Origin of the sequence: Nocardia sp. NPDC050718 (assembly GCF_040654235.1) — a bacterium.
Taxonomy (GTDB): domain Bacteria; phylum Actinomycetota; class Actinomycetes; order Mycobacteriales; family Mycobacteriaceae; genus Nocardia.
The window spans coordinates 1,189,748-1,206,501 of the sequence record NZ_JBFAHQ010000001.1 but is presented as its reverse complement, the minus strand read 5'-3'; the positions used below and the strand labels follow the sequence as shown (position 1 = coordinate 1,206,501).

Annotated in this window: 19 protein-coding genes; 12 read left to right on the top strand and 7 right to left on the bottom strand. The window is 69.8% G+C overall.

From position 1 onward, the window contains the following. Window positions 1–41: 41 nt before the first annotated feature. Window positions 42–914, bottom strand: a complete 873-nt coding sequence (locus AB0H54_RS05570; RefSeq protein ID WP_357342964.1) for a Bax inhibitor-1/YccA family protein — start codon at window positions 912–914, stop codon at window positions 42–44. A 153-nt stretch (window positions 915–1,067) separates the two neighbouring features. Further along, the gene (locus AB0H54_RS05565; RefSeq protein ID WP_357342962.1) at window positions 1,068–2,216 is read right to left on the bottom strand and encodes a methyltransferase; all 1,149 of its coding nucleotides are present in this window, start codon (window positions 2,214–2,216) and stop codon (window positions 1,068–1,070) included. A gap of 401 nt (window positions 2,217–2,617) precedes the next feature. On the opposite strand from AB0H54_RS05565, the gene AB0H54_RS05560 reads away from it, so the two are divergent. The 8 genes from AB0H54_RS05560 (at window position 2,618) to AB0H54_RS05525 (ending at window position 8,431) form a co-directional block, all read left to right on the top strand. Next, entirely contained in the window at window positions 2,618–3,196 is a 579-nt protein-coding gene (locus tag AB0H54_RS05560) for a hypothetical protein (RefSeq protein ID WP_357342960.1), read from the top strand. A 63-nt stretch (window positions 3,197–3,259) separates the two neighbouring features. Continuing rightward, complete coding sequence (locus tag AB0H54_RS05555; RefSeq protein WP_357342958.1) at window positions 3,260–3,850, top strand: hypothetical protein; 591 nt, start codon at window positions 3,260–3,262, stop codon at window positions 3,848–3,850. A gap of 72 nt (window positions 3,851–3,922) precedes the next feature. Further along, window positions 3,923–4,546: a DUF305 domain-containing protein gene (locus AB0H54_RS05550; protein ID WP_357342956.1), complete on the top strand. Its 624-nt coding sequence runs from the start codon at window positions 3,923–3,925 to the stop codon at window positions 4,544–4,546. A 171-nt stretch (window positions 4,547–4,717) separates the two neighbouring features. Then, entirely contained in the window at window positions 4,718–5,233 is a 516-nt protein-coding gene (locus tag AB0H54_RS05545; protein ID WP_355273213.1) for a hypothetical protein, read from the top strand. 93 nt (window positions 5,234–5,326) lie between these two features. Further along, complete coding sequence (locus tag AB0H54_RS05540; protein WP_357342954.1) at window positions 5,327–6,628, top strand: serine hydrolase domain-containing protein; 1,302 nt, start codon at window positions 5,327–5,329, stop codon at window positions 6,626–6,628. 184 nt (window positions 6,629–6,812) lie between these two features. Continuing rightward, entirely contained in the window at window positions 6,813–7,187 is a 375-nt protein-coding gene (locus tag AB0H54_RS05535; protein ID WP_357342952.1) for an SHOCT domain-containing protein, read from the top strand. Between the two features lie 164 nt (window positions 7,188–7,351). After that, a complete protein-coding gene (locus tag AB0H54_RS05530; RefSeq protein WP_355273220.1) occupies window positions 7,352–8,083 on the top strand; it encodes a GntR family transcriptional regulator in 732 nt (243 codons plus the stop codon). Between the two features lie 63 nt (window positions 8,084–8,146). Beyond that, window positions 8,147–8,431 (top strand): hypothetical protein, encoded by a 285-nt coding sequence (locus AB0H54_RS05525; protein WP_355273223.1) that lies wholly within the window; start codon window positions 8,147–8,149, stop codon window positions 8,429–8,431. A gap of 43 nt (window positions 8,432–8,474) precedes the next feature. Here the strand turns inward: AB0H54_RS05525 and AB0H54_RS05520 are convergent, their stop codons facing one another. The 3 genes from AB0H54_RS05520 to AB0H54_RS05510 are packed head-to-tail and all read right to left on the bottom strand — an operon-like array spanning window position 8,475 to window position 12,256. Beyond that, window positions 8,475–10,067: a GMC oxidoreductase gene (locus AB0H54_RS05520; RefSeq protein ID WP_357342950.1), complete on the bottom strand. Its 1,593-nt coding sequence runs from the start codon at window positions 10,065–10,067 to the stop codon at window positions 8,475–8,477. A 42-nt stretch (window positions 10,068–10,109) separates the two neighbouring features. After that, window positions 10,110–10,733: a DUF305 domain-containing protein gene (locus tag AB0H54_RS05515; protein ID WP_357342949.1), complete on the bottom strand. Its 624-nt coding sequence runs from the start codon at window positions 10,731–10,733 to the stop codon at window positions 10,110–10,112. Further along, window positions 10,730–12,256 carry a hypothetical protein gene (locus tag AB0H54_RS05510; protein WP_357342947.1) on the bottom strand — a complete coding sequence of 509 codons (1,527 nt, stop codon included), beginning with the start codon at window positions 12,254–12,256 and terminating at the stop codon, window positions 10,730–10,732. Before AB0H54_RS05510 ends, AB0H54_RS05515 begins: the two co-directional genes overlap by 4 nt. Before the next feature lie 172 nt (window positions 12,257–12,428). Between AB0H54_RS05510 and AB0H54_RS05505 the strand changes: the two genes are divergently transcribed. From AB0H54_RS05505 to AB0H54_RS05495, 3 genes are all read left to right on the top strand, one after another. Next, window positions 12,429–13,031, top strand: a complete 603-nt coding sequence (locus tag AB0H54_RS05505) for a TetR family transcriptional regulator (RefSeq protein ID WP_357342945.1) — start codon at window positions 12,429–12,431, stop codon at window positions 13,029–13,031. Window positions 13,032–13,156: 125 nt separating this feature from the next. Beyond that, entirely contained in the window at window positions 13,157–13,312 is a 156-nt protein-coding gene (locus tag AB0H54_RS05500; RefSeq protein WP_355273237.1) for a DUF6131 family protein, read from the top strand. 31 nt (window positions 13,313–13,343) lie between these two features. After that, window positions 13,344–13,559: a hypothetical protein gene (locus tag AB0H54_RS05495; protein WP_357342943.1), complete on the top strand. Its 216-nt coding sequence runs from the start codon at window positions 13,344–13,346 to the stop codon at window positions 13,557–13,559. A gap of 7 nt (window positions 13,560–13,566) precedes the next feature. Here AB0H54_RS05495 and AB0H54_RS05490 read toward each other — a convergent pair whose 3' ends face one another. After that, the gene (locus AB0H54_RS05490) at window positions 13,567–14,364 is read right to left on the bottom strand and encodes an MHYT domain-containing protein (protein ID WP_357342941.1); all 798 of its coding nucleotides are present in this window, start codon (window positions 14,362–14,364) and stop codon (window positions 13,567–13,569) included. A gap of 260 nt (window positions 14,365–14,624) precedes the next feature. Further along, window positions 14,625–15,071, bottom strand: a complete 447-nt coding sequence (locus AB0H54_RS05485) for an SRPBCC family protein (protein ID WP_357342939.1) — start codon at window positions 15,069–15,071, stop codon at window positions 14,625–14,627. Between the two features lie 163 nt (window positions 15,072–15,234). On the opposite strand from AB0H54_RS05485, the gene AB0H54_RS05480 reads away from it, so the two are divergent. Beyond that, window positions 15,235–16,722, top strand: coding sequence for an oligopeptide:H+ symporter (locus tag AB0H54_RS05480; protein WP_357342937.1), 1,488 nt, complete (start codon window positions 15,235–15,237; stop codon window positions 16,720–16,722). The last annotated feature ends 32 nt before the right edge of the window (window positions 16,723–16,754 follow it).

The window sequence follows — 16,754 nt, the reverse complement described above, 5'->3', positions numbered from 1 at the left end:
GCACCTAGGTCTGGCCAGAATTCGCGGAGAGGCGGAACAGCTCAGTCGCGCTGGAAGTAGCTCAGCAGACGGAGGATCTCGATGTAGAGCCAGACCAGGGTGACGGTCAGACCGAGGGCGACGCCCCAGGCGGCCTTCTCGGGGGCCTGGGCGCGGATCAGCTGATCGGCGGCGTCGAAGTCCAGCAGGAAGCTGAACGCGGCGATGGCGATGCAGACCAGGCTGAAGATGATCGCCAGCGCGCCACCGTCACGCAGGCCGAAGCCGCCATCGGTGAAGAAGCTCGCGATCAGGTTGCCGACCATCAGGACCAGCACGCCGACCATGGCGCCGAGCAGCATGCGGGTGAAACGCGGGGTGACCCGGATCGCGCCCGTCTTGTAGACGACGAGCATGCCGAAGAACACGCCGAACGTGCCGAGCACCGCCTGACCGATCAGGGCGCTACCACCGACACCGCCGAAGGTGACGTCGGTGAACATCAGCGACAGCGCGCCGAGGAACAGACCCTCGAAGGCCGCGTAGGACAGCACGATCGCCGGGTTGTCCATCTTGCGGCCGAAGGTCGCGACCATGACCAGCACGAAGCCGATCAGACCGCCGCCGATGACGAACAGCGGAGCGAGCGAGGGGTTCGCCGAGGACAGCGCGAACGAGGCGATCGCCGCGACGGTCAGCACCGCGAGGGTGATGCCGGTCTTGGTGACCACGTCGTCGATGGTCATCGCACGGGTGGCGGGGGCCTGCTGGAACTGCTGGCCGTACTGCTGCCCGTACTCGCCGTATTGCTGCTGGCCGTACTGCTGGTTGCCCAGCTGGCCCGCGCCGGCGACGCCCGAACCGAAGTTCGCGTAACCGCCGACTCCCTCCTGGCGAGGTAAGTTCTTGAACACCGGATTCGATGAGGTACGCACCGTGCGCCTTTCTTGGAGTGATTAGTCGCTGTTCGCCTGTCGGCGGGCAACAGCTCCAACTGCCCTGTTCAACGCCTCGTGATCGGACAAAGTTCCCGGCGGACCGGTCGCCCGCCGAACGGACAAATCGGACTCTACCCGGTTCGACCGGCTCTATCGTTGTACGTCGCGCAGACCACGAACGGACCGCGTCACCGTGAACTTCTGGTTCCGGCCGATCACATCGGTGCGCCCGACCATCCGCTCGACCACCCCGCGATAGTTCAGATGCGAGTTGTAGACCGTCCACAGCTCGCCGCCCGGCCGCAGCACCCGGCCGGTCTCGGCGAACATCTTGATCGCCGAACCGGTGTGCACGGCCGCGCCGACATGGAACGGCGGATTGCACAGCACCAGGTCGGCGCTGTTGTCCGCGGCCGAGGACATCGCGTCGTCGCGCACCACCGTCACCCGGTCGGCCACGCCGTTGGCGGCCGCGGTGGCCCTGGCCGAGGCGACCGCGGCGGCGGACTGATCGGTGCCGACGACCCGCAGATGCGGCCGCGACTTGGCCAGCGCCACCGCCAGGATGCCGGTCCCGCACCCGAGGTCGATGGCCTCGCGCGCGTCGGGCTTCATCCGGTCCAGGTGCTCGAGCAGGAACCGGGTGCCGATATCGAGGCGGGGCCCGGAAAAGGCGGCGCCGTAGGCGAGGACGTCGCCGTCGATCTCGGCGATGTGCTCGGCCACCGGGAACCGCGACTCGCCGACCGGCAGCGGCTCGCCGACGACCAGCACCCGGGACTTCTGCCTGCCCCGCCCCGCGCGCACCTGCCCGAAGGACTCGGCGAGCACCTCGTTCATGGCCGGGGTGAGGTACTTGTCGCGCCCGCCCGCGAACACGACGACGTCCGGCGCGGCGTACCTGGCGACGGCCTCGGCGATCTCGGCCAGCCCCGACAGCATCCGCGGCAGGCGCATCAGCACCACCCGGGCGCCGGTCAGCAACCCGGCGTCGAGGCCGTGCGCGGTGTAGCGGTCGGTCAGGCCGAGATTCTTGGCGTTGCCCGCGAGCGCGAGTTCGCCGGTGAGCAGGTCCTGATGCACGCGCAGGCCGGTGAGATCGTGGCGGGTGGCCGCGCCGATGGTGAGCGCGCCGTAGGCATCGCCGATCACCGCAACTTCGCCGCTACCCGCCGCCGAGAGGGCATCGGCCGCGGTATCGAGGAGTAACCGGTCGGCGGCGTCGACGGCATAGAGGTTCGGCGCCTCCACGTCCGGATACCGGCGCAGCCGGGTGAATACGTCCTCGACTCTGTCCACGCGACAAGTGTGCTAGATCGTTGCCCCACCGTCACATCCGACCCTGATATCCGCTGGTGGCCTTGCTCACAGTGGGTAGTCGGAGCATGTATTCCGATGGGCACGAACAGCTTCCACCGATTTGCGACACCCTTGCAGGTCGGCGCGGATCGGCCGATCTCACGAATCCCCTTGTTCCCCAATGTTTCGGCCAGGTGAACCGGCGGCCACCGGCCCCGAACATCGCGGTGACGGCGGTTCACCGGGCGGGCGAATCCGTCGCCACCGCGGGCCGATCGGGGCACCAGCGCCGATCCGAGCGCCCCGCGCGTGGTCGCGCGCCCCAGCAAACTCACCGTAGCCCGAACACGCCCCGCGCCGGTTCGCCCGCCGGACCGCCGACGCTGAGTACCATCAGCCCCATGCGTAACGCTCTCGTGTTCGGACTGGTCGCCGTCGCCGCGCTGACACTGCCCGGCTGCGGCACCGAGGACGCGCCGGCGGCCACGCCACCCCCGACGAGCACCACCAGCACCTTCGCCGACGCCACCGGCGCGGCCCCCAGCGACAACGCCCCGAAGTCCGGCGCGGCGTCCCCGGGCGCGGCGCTGACCGTGACCGACATCAGGATCGGCCACCAGCCCGGCTTCGACCGGGTGGTCTTCGCGCTCGGCGGCACCGGGACCCCCGGCTGGCAGGTCGGCTACACCGATCGCGCGGTGCAGGACGGCAGCGGTAAGACCGTCGATGTGGCCGGACGCTCGATCATCGAGGTGCGCATCCTCGGGTCGATCTATCCGTTCGACTCGCCGGTGCCATCCTTCAGCGGACCCGATCCGGTGACCGACCCGAGCGTCCCGGAGATCACCGGCGTCTACAAGAAGACCGTGTACGAGGGCACCACCCAGTCGTTCATCGGCGTCGACGCCGACGCGCCCGCCTTCGCCGTCACGACGCTGTCCGACCCACCGCGCCTGGTCGTCGACATCGCGCACCCCTAGCCACTACCCCTACCGTGTGCGGGTATTGCGGATCACTCGATAGCGCTGGTTAGACTGGGCGCCGTGACCGACCAGCATTCGCGCGTGCGCGCACCCGGCATCGCCAGGGTGCTCGCGCTGCTGGCACTGCTGGCCGGGATCCTCGCCATGCACTCGGCGGTCTTCGGCACCGCACACGCCGCGCACCCGGGTGGCACCGAGTCGTCCCACCCCGGCGCGGTACCGGCCACGGCGATCCACCCCGAACCGCCGACGGTCGCGAATCCCGCCGCGGCCGCGCACGCCGAACCGGCAGCGGCGGCGCTTCCCGGTCAGGAGCGCACTGGCGGCCACACCGCCGACGAGCTGCTCACGGCCGCCCACCTCGCCGCCGCCGGTGACGCGGCCGCCCATGTCGCCCTCCCCGGCGAGGACAGGCACGCCATGGGATCCGGCTGCGGGGCCTCGGGGTGCGACGAGCGCGCGGGCATCCACGGCTGCGTCTTCGTCCTCGCGGCACTGGCCGCCGCGCTCACCCTGGTCCTGCTCTACCGGCTCTCCGACGACGGCACGGCGGGCGGCACCACCGCCACCCGGCCCTGGCGTGGCAGGCGTGAGCGCCCGCCGCCGTGGACCGTGCTCTCCCTCGCCCAACTGGCGATTCTGCGGATCTGACAGGTCCGCCGCCCCGGCATGCCCGGCGGCGGGACCGAATCACATCCACACGAATCCCCAGGAGGGTCACCCATGTCCATCAGCCGTACCCGCGCCACCCTGCTCGCCGTCACCGCCGCGAGCGCCCTGCTGCTCGCCGCGGGCTGTAGCGACGACAACGACCAGGCCGCGCACGACACCCATGCCGCGACGAGCACCACCAGCTCGGCCGCGCCCTCGGCGGCGGCCCGCACCGACTTCAACGACGTCGACGTCACCTTCCTGCAGATGATGTACCCGCATCACGCGCAGGCCGTCGACATGGCGAAGATGGTGCCGACGCACACCCAGAACGCGCAGCTGATCGCGCTGGCCGCGCAGGTGGAGAAGGCCCAGGCGCCGGAGATGCAGCAGATCACCACCCTGCTGACCAGCTTCGGCAAGCCGGCGCCGAGCGCGAGCGGCGGCCACGACGGGCACGCCATGCCCGGCATGATGACCGACGCGCAGATGACCGCGCTGCAGGCCGCCCAGGGCGCCGATTTCGACCGGCAGTGGCTGGAGATGATGATCGCCCACCACGAGGGCGCGGTCGACATGGCCCAGACCGAGCTGAACGGCGGCGTGAACCCGGAATCCCGGCAGCTGGCGACGGCGATCGTGGCCGATCAGCAGGCCGAGATCGCCACCATGCGCGGCATGCTCGGCCAGAGCTGAGCGGGAGCGGCGCCGGGACAGCCGGTCCCGGCGCCGCGCCCGGCCGACGTCTCGGTTGGTCATCGAAATCGCCACCGCGAGCTGACGTCACCCGCCTCCAGCCAGTACGGTCGATATGTTCGGCTCCGGCGCAATCCGCGAGCCAGCGGTCCCGAGGGAGGAGAGGGAGACATGAGACAACGGGAACGAATGGGGGTCGGCACGGCGCTCGTGGCCGTGGCGACGGGCCTGGTCCTGGTCGCCTGCACCAAGCAGGTGCCCGGCGACGCGCAGGCCAACCAGACCGACCTCGCCTCCTATACCTCCGAGGTCGCCGCGTCGTCGGCGGCGCGGGTGGCCAAGGCCAACGACGCGGCCTGCGACGGCCTGCGCGCGGCGAACAAGAGCTCGGTGACCGCGTTCAACGCCTACATCGACGCCAGCAACACCAGGGCCGCCGACACCGACGCCAAGGCCAACGACGCGGTCACCACGCTGCGCAACAACGCCAAGGACCTCGGCCGCAAGATCACCAACGACGTGATCTCGACGCTGGCCACCCCGTTGCGCGCCTACCGCGACAACACCAACACCCTCGCCGACACGCTCGAACGCCGCGCGCCCACCGACGAACTCAACGGCGTGATCGACACGTTCAACGACGCCAAGGACACCGCGATCGATGTCTGCAAACCGTACGGAAACTGAGCACAAGTAACGAGAACGTGTCTGTTCACGATTCCCCTCCGAAATCTCTTTCTGGAGGGTGGAGTGCACGGCTATCTGAAACATGTTGTGGCGGTGGCGATTACCGCGCTGACGCTGTCGTCGGGCGCGCTGCTGCCCACGGTGGCCCAGGCCGAGCCGGTCACCGCCAAGCAGTGTGAGGTCAGTTCGGGACGCACGCCGCAGACCGCGACGCCCGCCGAGGCGGCCCTGGACCCCGCGCGGGTCGCCGACGCCATGAACCTGGCGGTCGACACCACCCGCTTCAACATCCAGCTGTACCGCAACAACTGCCTGATCGCCGGGGGCCCGCGCAACGCCGAATCCGGCGGCGTGGCCTGGAATCTGTGGAGCGGGACCAAGAGCGTGGTCGCGCTGGTCGCCGGGCTGGCCGTGGACGAGGGCAAACTGCTCATCGACGAGCCGATCGGCCGCTATCTGCCCGCGGGCCTCGGCGACGAGGCGCACCGGTCCATCACCGTGCGCAACCTGCTCACCGAGTCGTCCGGGATGGAGGTCGCGGTCGCCGCCGAGGGCGCGACCGGGCTGGCCGCGCTGGATCCGAACGTCGTCGCGCAGGCGCTGGCGATGCCGATCGAGCGCCCGCAGGGCACCATGTTCCGCTACAGCCAGCGCGCGGTCGACCTGCTCGTCTACGTCATCGGACAATCGGTCGGCGAGGACTTCCAGAGCTTCGCGCAGCGGAAGCTGTTCGACCCGTTGGGCATCGCCCGCGGCGACTACTTCTGGGCCCGCGACCGCGCCGGAAACACCTACGGCCACGCGCATCTGATCCTGCCGCCGGACGACTTCGCGAAACTCGGCCTGCTCGTGGGCAATCGGGGCCGCTGGAACGACCAGCAGGTGATCTCCGACGAGTACATGCGCGCGGCGCTGTCGCCCTCGCCGAGCATGCCCTGCTACGGCTTCCTGTTCGTGATCAACGGCACGCCGTGCGTGCTCGAGTTCCCCGGCCTGCCGCTGGACGCGGTGAAGATGTCGGGCATGCTGCGCAACGACAGCTACATCGTGCCCAGCCTCGGCCTGATGCTGAACTGGACCGGTGTCGCGACGCCGGGCGCGTCGTCCACCTACACCCACAACGTGCTGCGCACCCTGGTCTCGGCCTTCGTCGACCAGCAGCTCCCCGATCCCGGCCCGTACCGGGAACGCCCGGACGTGAGCGTCACCGATCCGATGATCGCCCGTCCCGACGCGCTGTTGGGCACCTTCGGCATCGGGCCCTACGCCTACCCGGGGTGCAGTTTCGTCGACTGCCTCGGCGAGACCCCGAAGCCGCCGTTCTCCGACTGGCCGCCGGGCTGCGTCGTCCTCGGCTGCGTCGGCACCAACCCCGCCACACCCGGAATCCGCTGACCGACACGGGTGGCGGCGGCGGGCCGCCACCCGCGATGGGGCCATCCGCGCGCGTACGCTGACGGGTACCCACTCTGCACAGGGTCAAAGAAACGCTCGACGACCGGCAATTTTCCAGCGAAAAGCGTGCTTCAATCGATCGCCCGCAACGGACGATCGATCCCTCTCCCCCTCGAGGTGTGCCATGTCATTCTGGGAAGTCATCTGGCTCATCATTGTGAGCTTCGCTTTTGTCGCCTACCTGCTGATGGTCTTCATGATCATCGGGGACCTGTTCCGGGATCACAAGACATCGGGCTGGGTGAAGGCGATCTGGATCATCTGCTTGATCTTCCTCCCCTTCCTGACGGCGCTGGCCTACCTGATCTTCCGCGGTCAGGGCATGGCCGAGCGCTCGAACGCCCAGGCCAAGCAGATCCAGCAGGCGCAGGATTCCTACATCAAGGAGACCGCGGGCACCAACCCCGCGGCGCAGATCGCCGACGCCAAGAAGCTGCTCGACGAAGGCTCGATCACCCAGGCCGAGTACGAACAGCTCAAGGCCAAAGCGCTGTCCTGATCGCCCGCTCCACCCGCGAGCCCCGCACCGAGACCCTCGGTCAGCGGGGCTTTCGGCGTTCCGGCGGAGAATTTCCTGGGCCGCGGGGGCGGGGTCGCGTATTCTCGAACACACCGGACAGGACCAGTAGGGACCGGTGCACCCTCACCGAAGGAGCCACCTTCATGCCCGCACCGCTGCGCGACAGCGCAGTGCCCAAACACGAACAGCTGCGCGCGATCCTGTTGCAGAAATGCACGCGCGAGCTACAGCCGGGCGACCTGATGACCAGCGAGCGCAACCTCATGCAGGACTACGGCGTCAGCCGGATCACCGTACGCGAGGCGATCGGACAGCTGGTCAACGAGGGCTATCTGGTCCGGGTCCGCGGCAAGGGCACCTTCGTCGCGCACCGGCCGGTACAGTCCCGGCTGCATCTGGCCTCCTTCACCGAGGAGATGCGCACCCTCGGACATCAGCCGACCACCCTGGTGCTGGTCGCCGAGGAGGCGGTGCCGCCCGAGGCCACCGCCCGCGCGCTGCGCCTGCCCCCGGAGACCGCGGCCTATCACGTGCGCAGGCTGCGGCTGGCCGACGAGGAACCGGTCAGCGTCGACGACGCCTGGTTCAACCCCGAACTGCTCCCCGGCCTGATCTCGCACGACCTCACCGGCTCGATCTACCGGACCACCGCCGATCGCTACGGCAGGCCGATCGAGCGGGCCGAGCAGACCGTCGACGCCCAGGCCGCCGAGGCGGGCGTCGCGGCGCTGCTCGGCGTCAAGAAGGGCGCTCCCGTCCTGCATTTCGACCGGGTGTCGTTCAGCGCGGAGGTGCCGATCGAGCACACCCACAGCTGGTATCGCGCCGACCGCTATCGCGTGCAGATGGAAGTCGGCCACCGATCGCAGGTATGAAACTGACATATTTCAGATACTGTATGAGCGCTATCACAGCGAAGTGCTCGGAGGTATCACCCCATGTCCATCCGTAAGTCCACCACCCGGGCGGGCCTGCTGGCCGCGCTCGCCGCGGGAACCCTGCTCGGTGCGGGCGGCACCGCCCATGCCGCCGGCGGCCTCGATTGGGATCTGTGGCCCTCGGGCTCGGTCGAGATCGGCCCACCCACCGGCAGCTCGATGGGCTCGGTCGACGCCGACTTCGGCAGCGGCACCGGCTCCTTCGACGCCGACCTCGGCTCCGCCGGACCGCGTCCGCCCGCGACGGGCTCCGCGGTGTTGCCCATCCCGGGCTCCGCGGGCTGATCCACGTTCGGCGCGCCACCCTCGGCGGCGCGCCGAACCCCGCTCAGATCGCCGTGCCCACGTCGGTGCGGACCAGATTCTCCAGCGCGCGCTCGGCGATCGCGGCGATGGTCATCGACGGATTGCAGGCGGCGGTATTGCCCGGCATGAGCGCGCCGTCGATGACGTAGAGCCCGCGCTGCCCGAGGACGCGGCCGTCGAGATCGCAGACCGTACCCATATTGGCGCCGCCGAGCGGATGCCAGGTGGAGGGGAACAGGGCGTTGGTGTCGATGAGCGTGCTGTCCGGGCCCGCGATGCGCTGCACGGCGGGGCCGATGTGGTTGTCCTGGATCGCCTGGTCGCCGTCGCCCGGCCACCGCAGGGTCGCGATGTCGGCACCCGGCTCGTAGGCGAATTCGCCACGGCCGGAACTGACGCCGTAGCCGACCAGCATGGTGGCGCCCGGGTCGATCGGCAGCGACGGGATCGAGGCCTGGATGACGGTGAACGCCGACCGCGGGTCGTCCCAGTTCTTGCTGCCGTAGACCACCGGACCGCCCTGCGCCGCGCCGAATCCGGCGGAGGCGTTGCGCCACACATAGATCCGGTCGGCGTTGGTCCCCCAGCCCCGGCCCAGCTCGTCGGGCAGATCGGGGATGTGGCCGAGCGCCTGCGCGCGCACCAGCATCCGGGTGGTGTTGAGACTGCCCGCCGCCAGCACCAGCGCGCCGGTGGTGATGACCTTGTTCTCCAGCACCGTGCCCGCGGTGTCGACCCGGTCGACGCGCACCACCCAGCGACCGTCGGCGGCGCGCTCGATCCCGGTCACCTCGTGCAGGGTCCGCACCTCGACCAGGCCGGTCGCCTCGGCCGCCGCGACGTAGGTGACGTCGACGGAGTGCTTGCCTCCGTTGTTCACACCCATCGCGCCGTCGCCGTTGGTGTAGGACGGGGTCATCTCCCCGCGCAGTTCGGCCAGCGCGTAGTTCCAGTCGATCGGCATCGGGATCTTCGACAGCGGCATCCCGGCGCCCCGCACCCGGTCGGCGAAAACCCGGGCCGCGGTGTAGTTCCTGTGTTCGATCAGTTCGTCCGGGGCGGTGGCGAGACCGAGCATGCGGGCCACCGTCGGGTAGTGGACCCGGTCCATCCGGTCCCAGTCCAGCCCGGCCGGGAAGTGCGTCTCGAACACCTCACGCGTCGGTTGCAGCGACATGCCCTGGTAGATCAGGGAACCGCCACCGAGCCCGGCGGCGCACAGCGCGGTCATCCCGGCGCCCGGAACCGCTTCCACCAGACCGGCATACGGCTCGAACACCATCGGCCTGCCGAACACCATCGGGTCGGAGCGGTACCAGAGCAGGCGCTTGTCCGGGCGGGTGGCCAGCGGGAAGGTCTGGGCGTTCGGCCCGGTCTCCCAGCGCCTGCCGCGTTCGAGCAGCAGCACCGGGACGCCCGCCTCGGCCAGGCGCAGCGCGGTCACGCCGCCGCCGAAGCCCGAGCCGATCACGACGACCCGGCGGTCCTCGGTGGTGAGCGGGATGCCGCCGGTGCGGGCGGCGACGGGCCGCGCGCCCGCGGTCCCGGCGGCCGCCAGGGTGAGACCGGCGGCGGCCGCGCCGGTCAGCAGGGTACGGCGGGAGAACTTCGACATTCGGCAAACCTTCATCGGGGTAGGGATTTTCGGGTGTCCGGCTTACGCGCGGCGGTCGAGCAGCAGGCCGAGCAGGCCGGCCTCGCGGCCCTGGCCGGTGATCATGTCGCGGGCCGCGCGCTCGACCTCGCCGCCGTCGAGCAGCGCGTCGGCGGTGGCGGCCATCTCGATGCCGCCGTAGTGATGGCGCTGCATGAGCCGCAGGAACAGCACCTCGGCCTGAGTGCCGGTGGCGGCGGCGAGCTCGTCGAGCTCGCCGGTCGTCGCCATCCCCGGCATCGCCGAGTCGTGCTGTGCGGCATCGGCACCGGCGTGCCGATGCGCGCCGACCGGGCGCATCCAGGCCATCGGGTCGGTCCCGGCGACGGGCGCGCCCGCCAGCCGCAGCCAGCCGAGCAGCATGCCCAGCTCGGTGCGCTGGGTGTCGGCGATCTGCCCGGCCAGCACCAGGACCGCGGGATCGACACCCCGGTCCAGGCGCTGGACCAGGACCAGCGCCTGGCTGTGATGGGTGACCATGTCCTGGACGAAACCGATCTCGGTCGCGGTCAGCACCGGCGGCGCGGCGGGGGCGGGCAGCAGCGGCCGTAGCGCGGCGCCCATGGCGAGCAACAGTGCCGCGCCACACGCCAGCGCGGCCACCCGGAAGCCCTTGCGCCCGCTCATGATCCGGTGGTCGAGAGCTGGTCGGCGGGCGGGGTGTACACCTCGGGCGCGAGTTCCAGGGCGAGGAATCCGTTGTCCGCGCAGGTGGTCCACAGCTGGTTGCCGCGCCACTCCGGTGGCGAGAAGCACCAGTCGGTCGACAGGTCACCGAAGGCCAGGGTGCCGGTGCGCGCGCTGAGCGCCTGCGCGGGGTCGAAGGCGCCCCCGAGCATCGCCTGGGCGACGGTCGGCGCCGCCAGCAGCGGCGGTCCGATGATCGAGGCGAGCGCGTGCGGCGAGTTCCACAGTTCGCTGTTCTCGCCGGTGCGGGCGGGCGGGTTGAAGTAGCCGATCTCCCGGATGGCGGCGGGATCGCGGACGTCGAAGACCCGGATGCCCGAGGAGGTCCAGCTGCACGCCAGCGCGGTCGGGTCCGCCGGGCGATCGGCCGCGCAGTAGTGCGCGTCGTAGGCGAACAGCGAACCACCCGAGGCGGAGGCGAGCATGCTGTCCTGGTTCTCCGGCAGGTTGATCGCGAGCTTGATCGACCGCGCGATCCGGGGATTGCGCTCGTCGGCGACGTCGATGAGCTTCACCCCGCCCGAGCCCGCCTCGTCGACGGCGAACACGTACGGCTTGCCCTGATAGGTCACCGGGATGGCGTGCTGGGTGGCCCAGCCGTCGGTCCAGGACAGGTCGGCGAGTTCGGGGACGTGCGGTCGCGGGTCGCGGCGCTGCACGGCGGCGACGTCGAGGACCTTCAGACCGCCCAGGTTGTTCGCCAGGTACATCCGAGTGCCGTCGGGCGAGAAGCCGAAGCCGTGCATCGACAGGCCGGGCAGGCCCTGCCAGATCACCCGGGGATTCGACGGATCGGTGAGATCGACCGCGCTGAGCAGACCCGGGGCCGTTCCCGACGCCCAGTAGGTGCGGCCGTCCGGCGAGAAGCCGCCCTCGTGCGCCGTGATCGGCACCGGCAGCGCGAGATCGGTGCCGGGGCCCGGATTGAGCAGCCGGGGATGGGCGCAGTCGGAGATGTCGTAGACCGAGAGCAGGCCCGCGCCGGTCAGGGCCGGAACACCGGCGCCGACAAGGAGTTTGCGCGCGGCGTTGACCTTCAGGCTCTCCCAGGTGCCGGCCAGCATCGCCGGCTCGGTGAGCGTGGTGGTGTGGACCGGGGCCGACGGGTCGGCGATATCGAGCACCCGCACACCCTCGTCCGGGCCGAGCAGATTGCCGGGGAAGAACGTGCCGACGTAGGCGCAGTGGTCGAAGGTGACCGAGGTGATGCCGCCGCCGCGGCCCGGCGCACTGCCGAGCAGCCGCATATTGCAGCGGAATCCGTCGCGGGAGCGACCGCTGTCGCGGTCGGCGGCGGGGACGTCGCCCTGCAGGCCGGTCTCGGGCAGGGAGCCGGGCAGGCAGGCGGTTCGGTCGGTGGGTGCACCGGTCGCCGTCGGGACGGCGGCGCCGAGCGGTAGCAGCAGCAGCGCCACCGCGACGAGGCCGTAGCGGCGGGCCGCACGGGAGAGCAAACGAGTCATGGAGTTGTCGTCGGCCCCGCGAACGGGGCCGCCTTCCTGTGTCCTGCGAGCACGCGGCGGCAGCGGGCGCCTCGGCTCGGGAGTGGTCGGGTGTCGCGTCGTCCGGACGGGGCGTGCACCGACCCCATCCAGCGGTAACTGTGTTACCGCTGCGCGACGCTACCATTCACCCGTGAGCAGCGGAACGGAATCGGACGCATCGGCGAAGATCATCGCGGTGGTGCTCGGCCTGCTGACCACCGAGGGCTACGACGCCGTCCAGCTCCGCGCCGTCGCCGCCGAGGCCCATGTCTCGCTGGCCAAGATCTACCGGCTCTTCCGCACCAGGGACGAGCTGATCATCGCCGCGCTGGAACAGTGGATGGCCGCCAACGCCTACGCCGACGTGACCCCGCCCGAACCCGGCGAGCCCTTGCGCGAGAGCCTGATCCGCCTGCTGCGCACCGTCTTCGAGCCCTGGGAGCGCAACCCCAAGATGCTCGAGGCCTACCACCACGCCCGCACCGGCCCCGGCGGCGAACGCCTCGACAGCCAGGGCCTGATCGCGGTGCTCCCGGCCGCCGAGGTCGCCCTGCGCGACCTCGACCCCGGTTACCTCGACGACCTCGGCCTGATCCTGGGCAATATGGTGCTGGCGCTGATCGCGCGATTCGCCGCGGGCACCCTGCCGATCACCGGCATCCTGCCGACCCTCGAACGCACCGTCTACCGGATGACCGCCGACAACGAGTCGGCCGCCCGCCGCCGCGCGGCCACCCCGCCACCGTCGCACTGACCACGCGGATCCGTTCCGGCGCGAACCAGAGCTGTTTCCGATCGGCACAACGGGGCATATGCCCGATGTGACGTGCGATCCGGCACGTCACGACGCAGTACCCCGTATCGAACAGGTGAGCTCAAATGATTCTTCTAGGCGCAATACTCCTCATAGCCGGACTCGTCTTCGGCATCTCCCTGCTGTCCACCGTGGGCGTGGTCCTCCTGGTGATCGGCGTCGTCCTGCTCCTCGCCGGCCGCGTCGGCCGCCCGATCGGCGGCAGGCGCCACTACTACTGACCCCGGCCGGACCCTTCCGAGGAGGAACATCATGTCGGCGAATCTGCCCCGAATACTGTCGATCCTGGTGCTGGTGTGGCTGGTGATCGGTGTCATCGCCGCGGGCCAGCGCGGCTACTTCACCGATCGTGAACAGAACTGCGCCACCCTCGGCACCATCGCGGTGACGATGCTGGCCGGGCCGTTGAACTACATGGGCGTCAACCCCAAGGTCGACGACTGTGCGCTGCCCGAACCCAGCCAGTAGACCGGGCTCAGCCCTGACGCGGCCACTGCCTGCCGCTGTCGGACAGGGTGGCCGGGTCCGTGCTGCGCATGACCCCACCGGTCACGCGCACCGGATCCGGCCGCGCCCGGTCCCCGGCGTCGATGTCCAGTTCGGCCAGCCCGACCAGGATCACCAGCCCGGTGACCACCAGCGACACGCTCCCGATCAACGGCAGCAGCAATTGCACCGGCGCCACCCCGTCGACCGGCCGCTCGGCGCCGCTGTGGTGCGCGCTCATCGCGGCCATCGCCGTGTAGTGCATGCCGCAGACCGCGACCCCCATGACCAGTGCCGCGCCCGCCGTCCGGACCAGACCGCGCACGTGCAGCATGAACCACAGCGCAGCGGTCGCCGCGACCACCGCGATGACGATAGAGAGCACCACCAGCGGCGGCCGATAGCCGATGACGGCCCCGCTGCGCATCGCGCGCATACCCAGGTAGTGCATGGCGGCCACGCCGAGGCCGGTGATCGTGCCGCCCACCGGCAGGCTGAGCCATTCGCGCCGCCCCAGGGTCACGATGGTCAGCCCGGCCAGGACGACGCCGATCGAGATGACCGCGCTGAGCAAGGTCGTCGGCACGTCGTAGCGAATCGGCGTCCCATCGATGCTGAAGCCGAGCATGGCCGTGAAATGCATGACCCAGATCGCCGCCCCGCCGATCGCGACCGCCGCGGCGATCAACCACCCGATCGGCGCGGTCGACGTTTTGGCGTGCACCGCACACCGCAACCCCAATACCGAGCCGATGAACGACAGACTGAAAGCGAGAACCGGATTCATCCAGCCATTGTTGAAATGCTCGATGTGCAGCACATCATCCCCCGGAGGTCGATCATTTCCGCATGCGCGATGGCTAGAGACTAGACCATTCGACCTGGCCGTATCGGTTTTGCCGACAGTTCGAAATTCATGATTCGAATTCCGTTCCGGCACATTCTGTTTCGCAATTATCGAGATGAATCCAGCGTGCGCGAACTCCTGGAACGGCGCCCCTGGAAATAGGGGCATTCATTTCGAACCGACCGGTTGCGATCTTGCGATCAGGAGTTCTGCGCCCGTGCCCTGATCAAATCCGCCAGCCGATCCAGCGATTCCTGATTGCGCGCGGCGAAGGCCAGATCCTGCGCCACCCCGGGAATCAGCCGCGCGGGCCCGCCGGACGCGCGCTCGGTCATCCGGATGGTGGTGTGCCCCGGCGTCGCCTCGGACAGGGTGAGCCGGATCCACGCCGAGCCGACCGACCACAGGCGCGCCTCCAGCTCCAGCCGATGCGGCGGATCGGCGGCGCGGACCACCGTGGTGTCGCTGATCAGTACCGGCCAGAGCCCGAAGCGATAGTGGATCTGGCTGCCGACGGCGGGCCAATCGGGATCGACCCGGCCGATATGCGAGGCGCCGACCACCCAGCTCGCGTACAGCCAGCCGTCGGCCAGGGTCGCGAAGGCCGCCGCGCGGTCGACCGGCACGGTCACCTCGGCAGTCAGCATGTCTGATTTCCTCGTCCGTCGCGGGAATCCGGCCACTCCAGGGTAATTCGCGCGCGGGCCCGCCGCGCGCCGAGAACATCGGCGCCGAGGCGGCGCGGCGCGCCGAAGCCGCGGCGATGCGGGAAAATTGCTGTACACCGTTTGGACGTGGGATCGTTCCCCTATGTCCACCGAAGAAACGCGGCTCGGCGACCCGCCCGGCCCCGCCGACGAGGCTGGCGAACGGACCCTGTTCGGCCATCCGATCGGACTCACCAACCTGTTCGGTGTCGAGCTGTGGGAGCGTTTCTCCTTCTACGGCATGCTCACGATCCTGGGCTATTACCTCTACTACTCCACCACCGAAGGTGGACTCGGCCTCGACCAGAGCACGGCGCTCGGCATCGTCGGCGCCTACGGCGGGCTGGTGTATCTGTCGACGGTCCTCGGCGGCTGGATTGCCGACCGGGTGCTGGGCATGGAGCGCACTGTCTTCTACGGCGGTGTCGTGGTCATGGCGGGCCATATCGCGCTGGCGGTGCTGCCCGGACTGGCCGGGGTCGGCGTCGGCCTCGTGCTCGTCGCGTTCGGCAGCGGCGCGCTCAAGGCCAACGCCTCGTCCCTGCTCGGCACCCTGTACTCGCCGACGGACGCGCGCGTCGACGGTGGCTTCACCCTCTTCTATCTCGGCATCAATCTCGGTGCCTTCACCGGCCCGCTGCTGACCGGCCTGCTGCAACGCGAGTGGGGCTTCCACGCCGGTTTCGCCGCCGCCGCGGTCGGCATGGCCCTCGGCCTGACCCAGTACGTGGTCTTCCGGCGCAACCTCGGCACGCACGGCCGCGACGTGCCCAATCCGCTCACCCGCCGCGAGCTGAATCCGGTGCTGATCGGCGTGGCCATCGCCGCCGTCGCGGTGCTGGTGGCGGTGCTGACCGGGCTGCTCACCCTGGACAATCTGTCCGATGTCACCACCGGCGTCATCGTGGTCGCCTCGGTCGTCTACTTCGCCGTGCTGCTCACCAGCGCCAAGGTGACCCAGGTCGAGCGCACCAGGGTGCGCGCGTTCATCCCGCTGTTCATCGCCAACGCGGTGTTCTGGTCGCTGTTCCAGCAGATGTTCACCATGCTCGCGGTGTACTCCGACGAACGCGTCGACTGGCGCATCTTCGGCTGGGAGGCGCCGGCCAGCTGGATCGGGTCGGTGGAGCCGGTGTGGATCATCGCGCTCTCGCCGCTGTTCGCGCTGATGTGGACCAAGCTGGGCAACCGGGCGCCGAGCACCCCGATCAAGTTCGCCCTCGGCGTCATCGGCATGGGTATCGCCTTCTGGATGTTCGCGCTGCTGAGCGGCTTCGAGGGCAAGACAGTGCCGGTGCTCGCGGTCTTCCTCATCCTGGGCGGCTTCGCCGTCTCCGAGCTGCTGCTCTCGCCGATCGGTCTCGCGGTGACCACCCATCTCGCCCCCGCCGCGTACCGCTCGCAGATGATGGCCCTGTACTTCTTCTCGGTCGGTATCGGCACGTCCATGGCGGGCACCCTGGCCCGCTACTACAGCCCCGACAACGAGACCGCGTACTTCGGCATCAGCGGTGCCGCCGCCATCGTGGCCGGTCTCGTCGTGGCCGCGCTCGCGCCCTGGATCAAGCGCCATATGCAGGGCGTGCACTGACCTGCCGCCGGGTATCCCCCGAAGACGTTCGC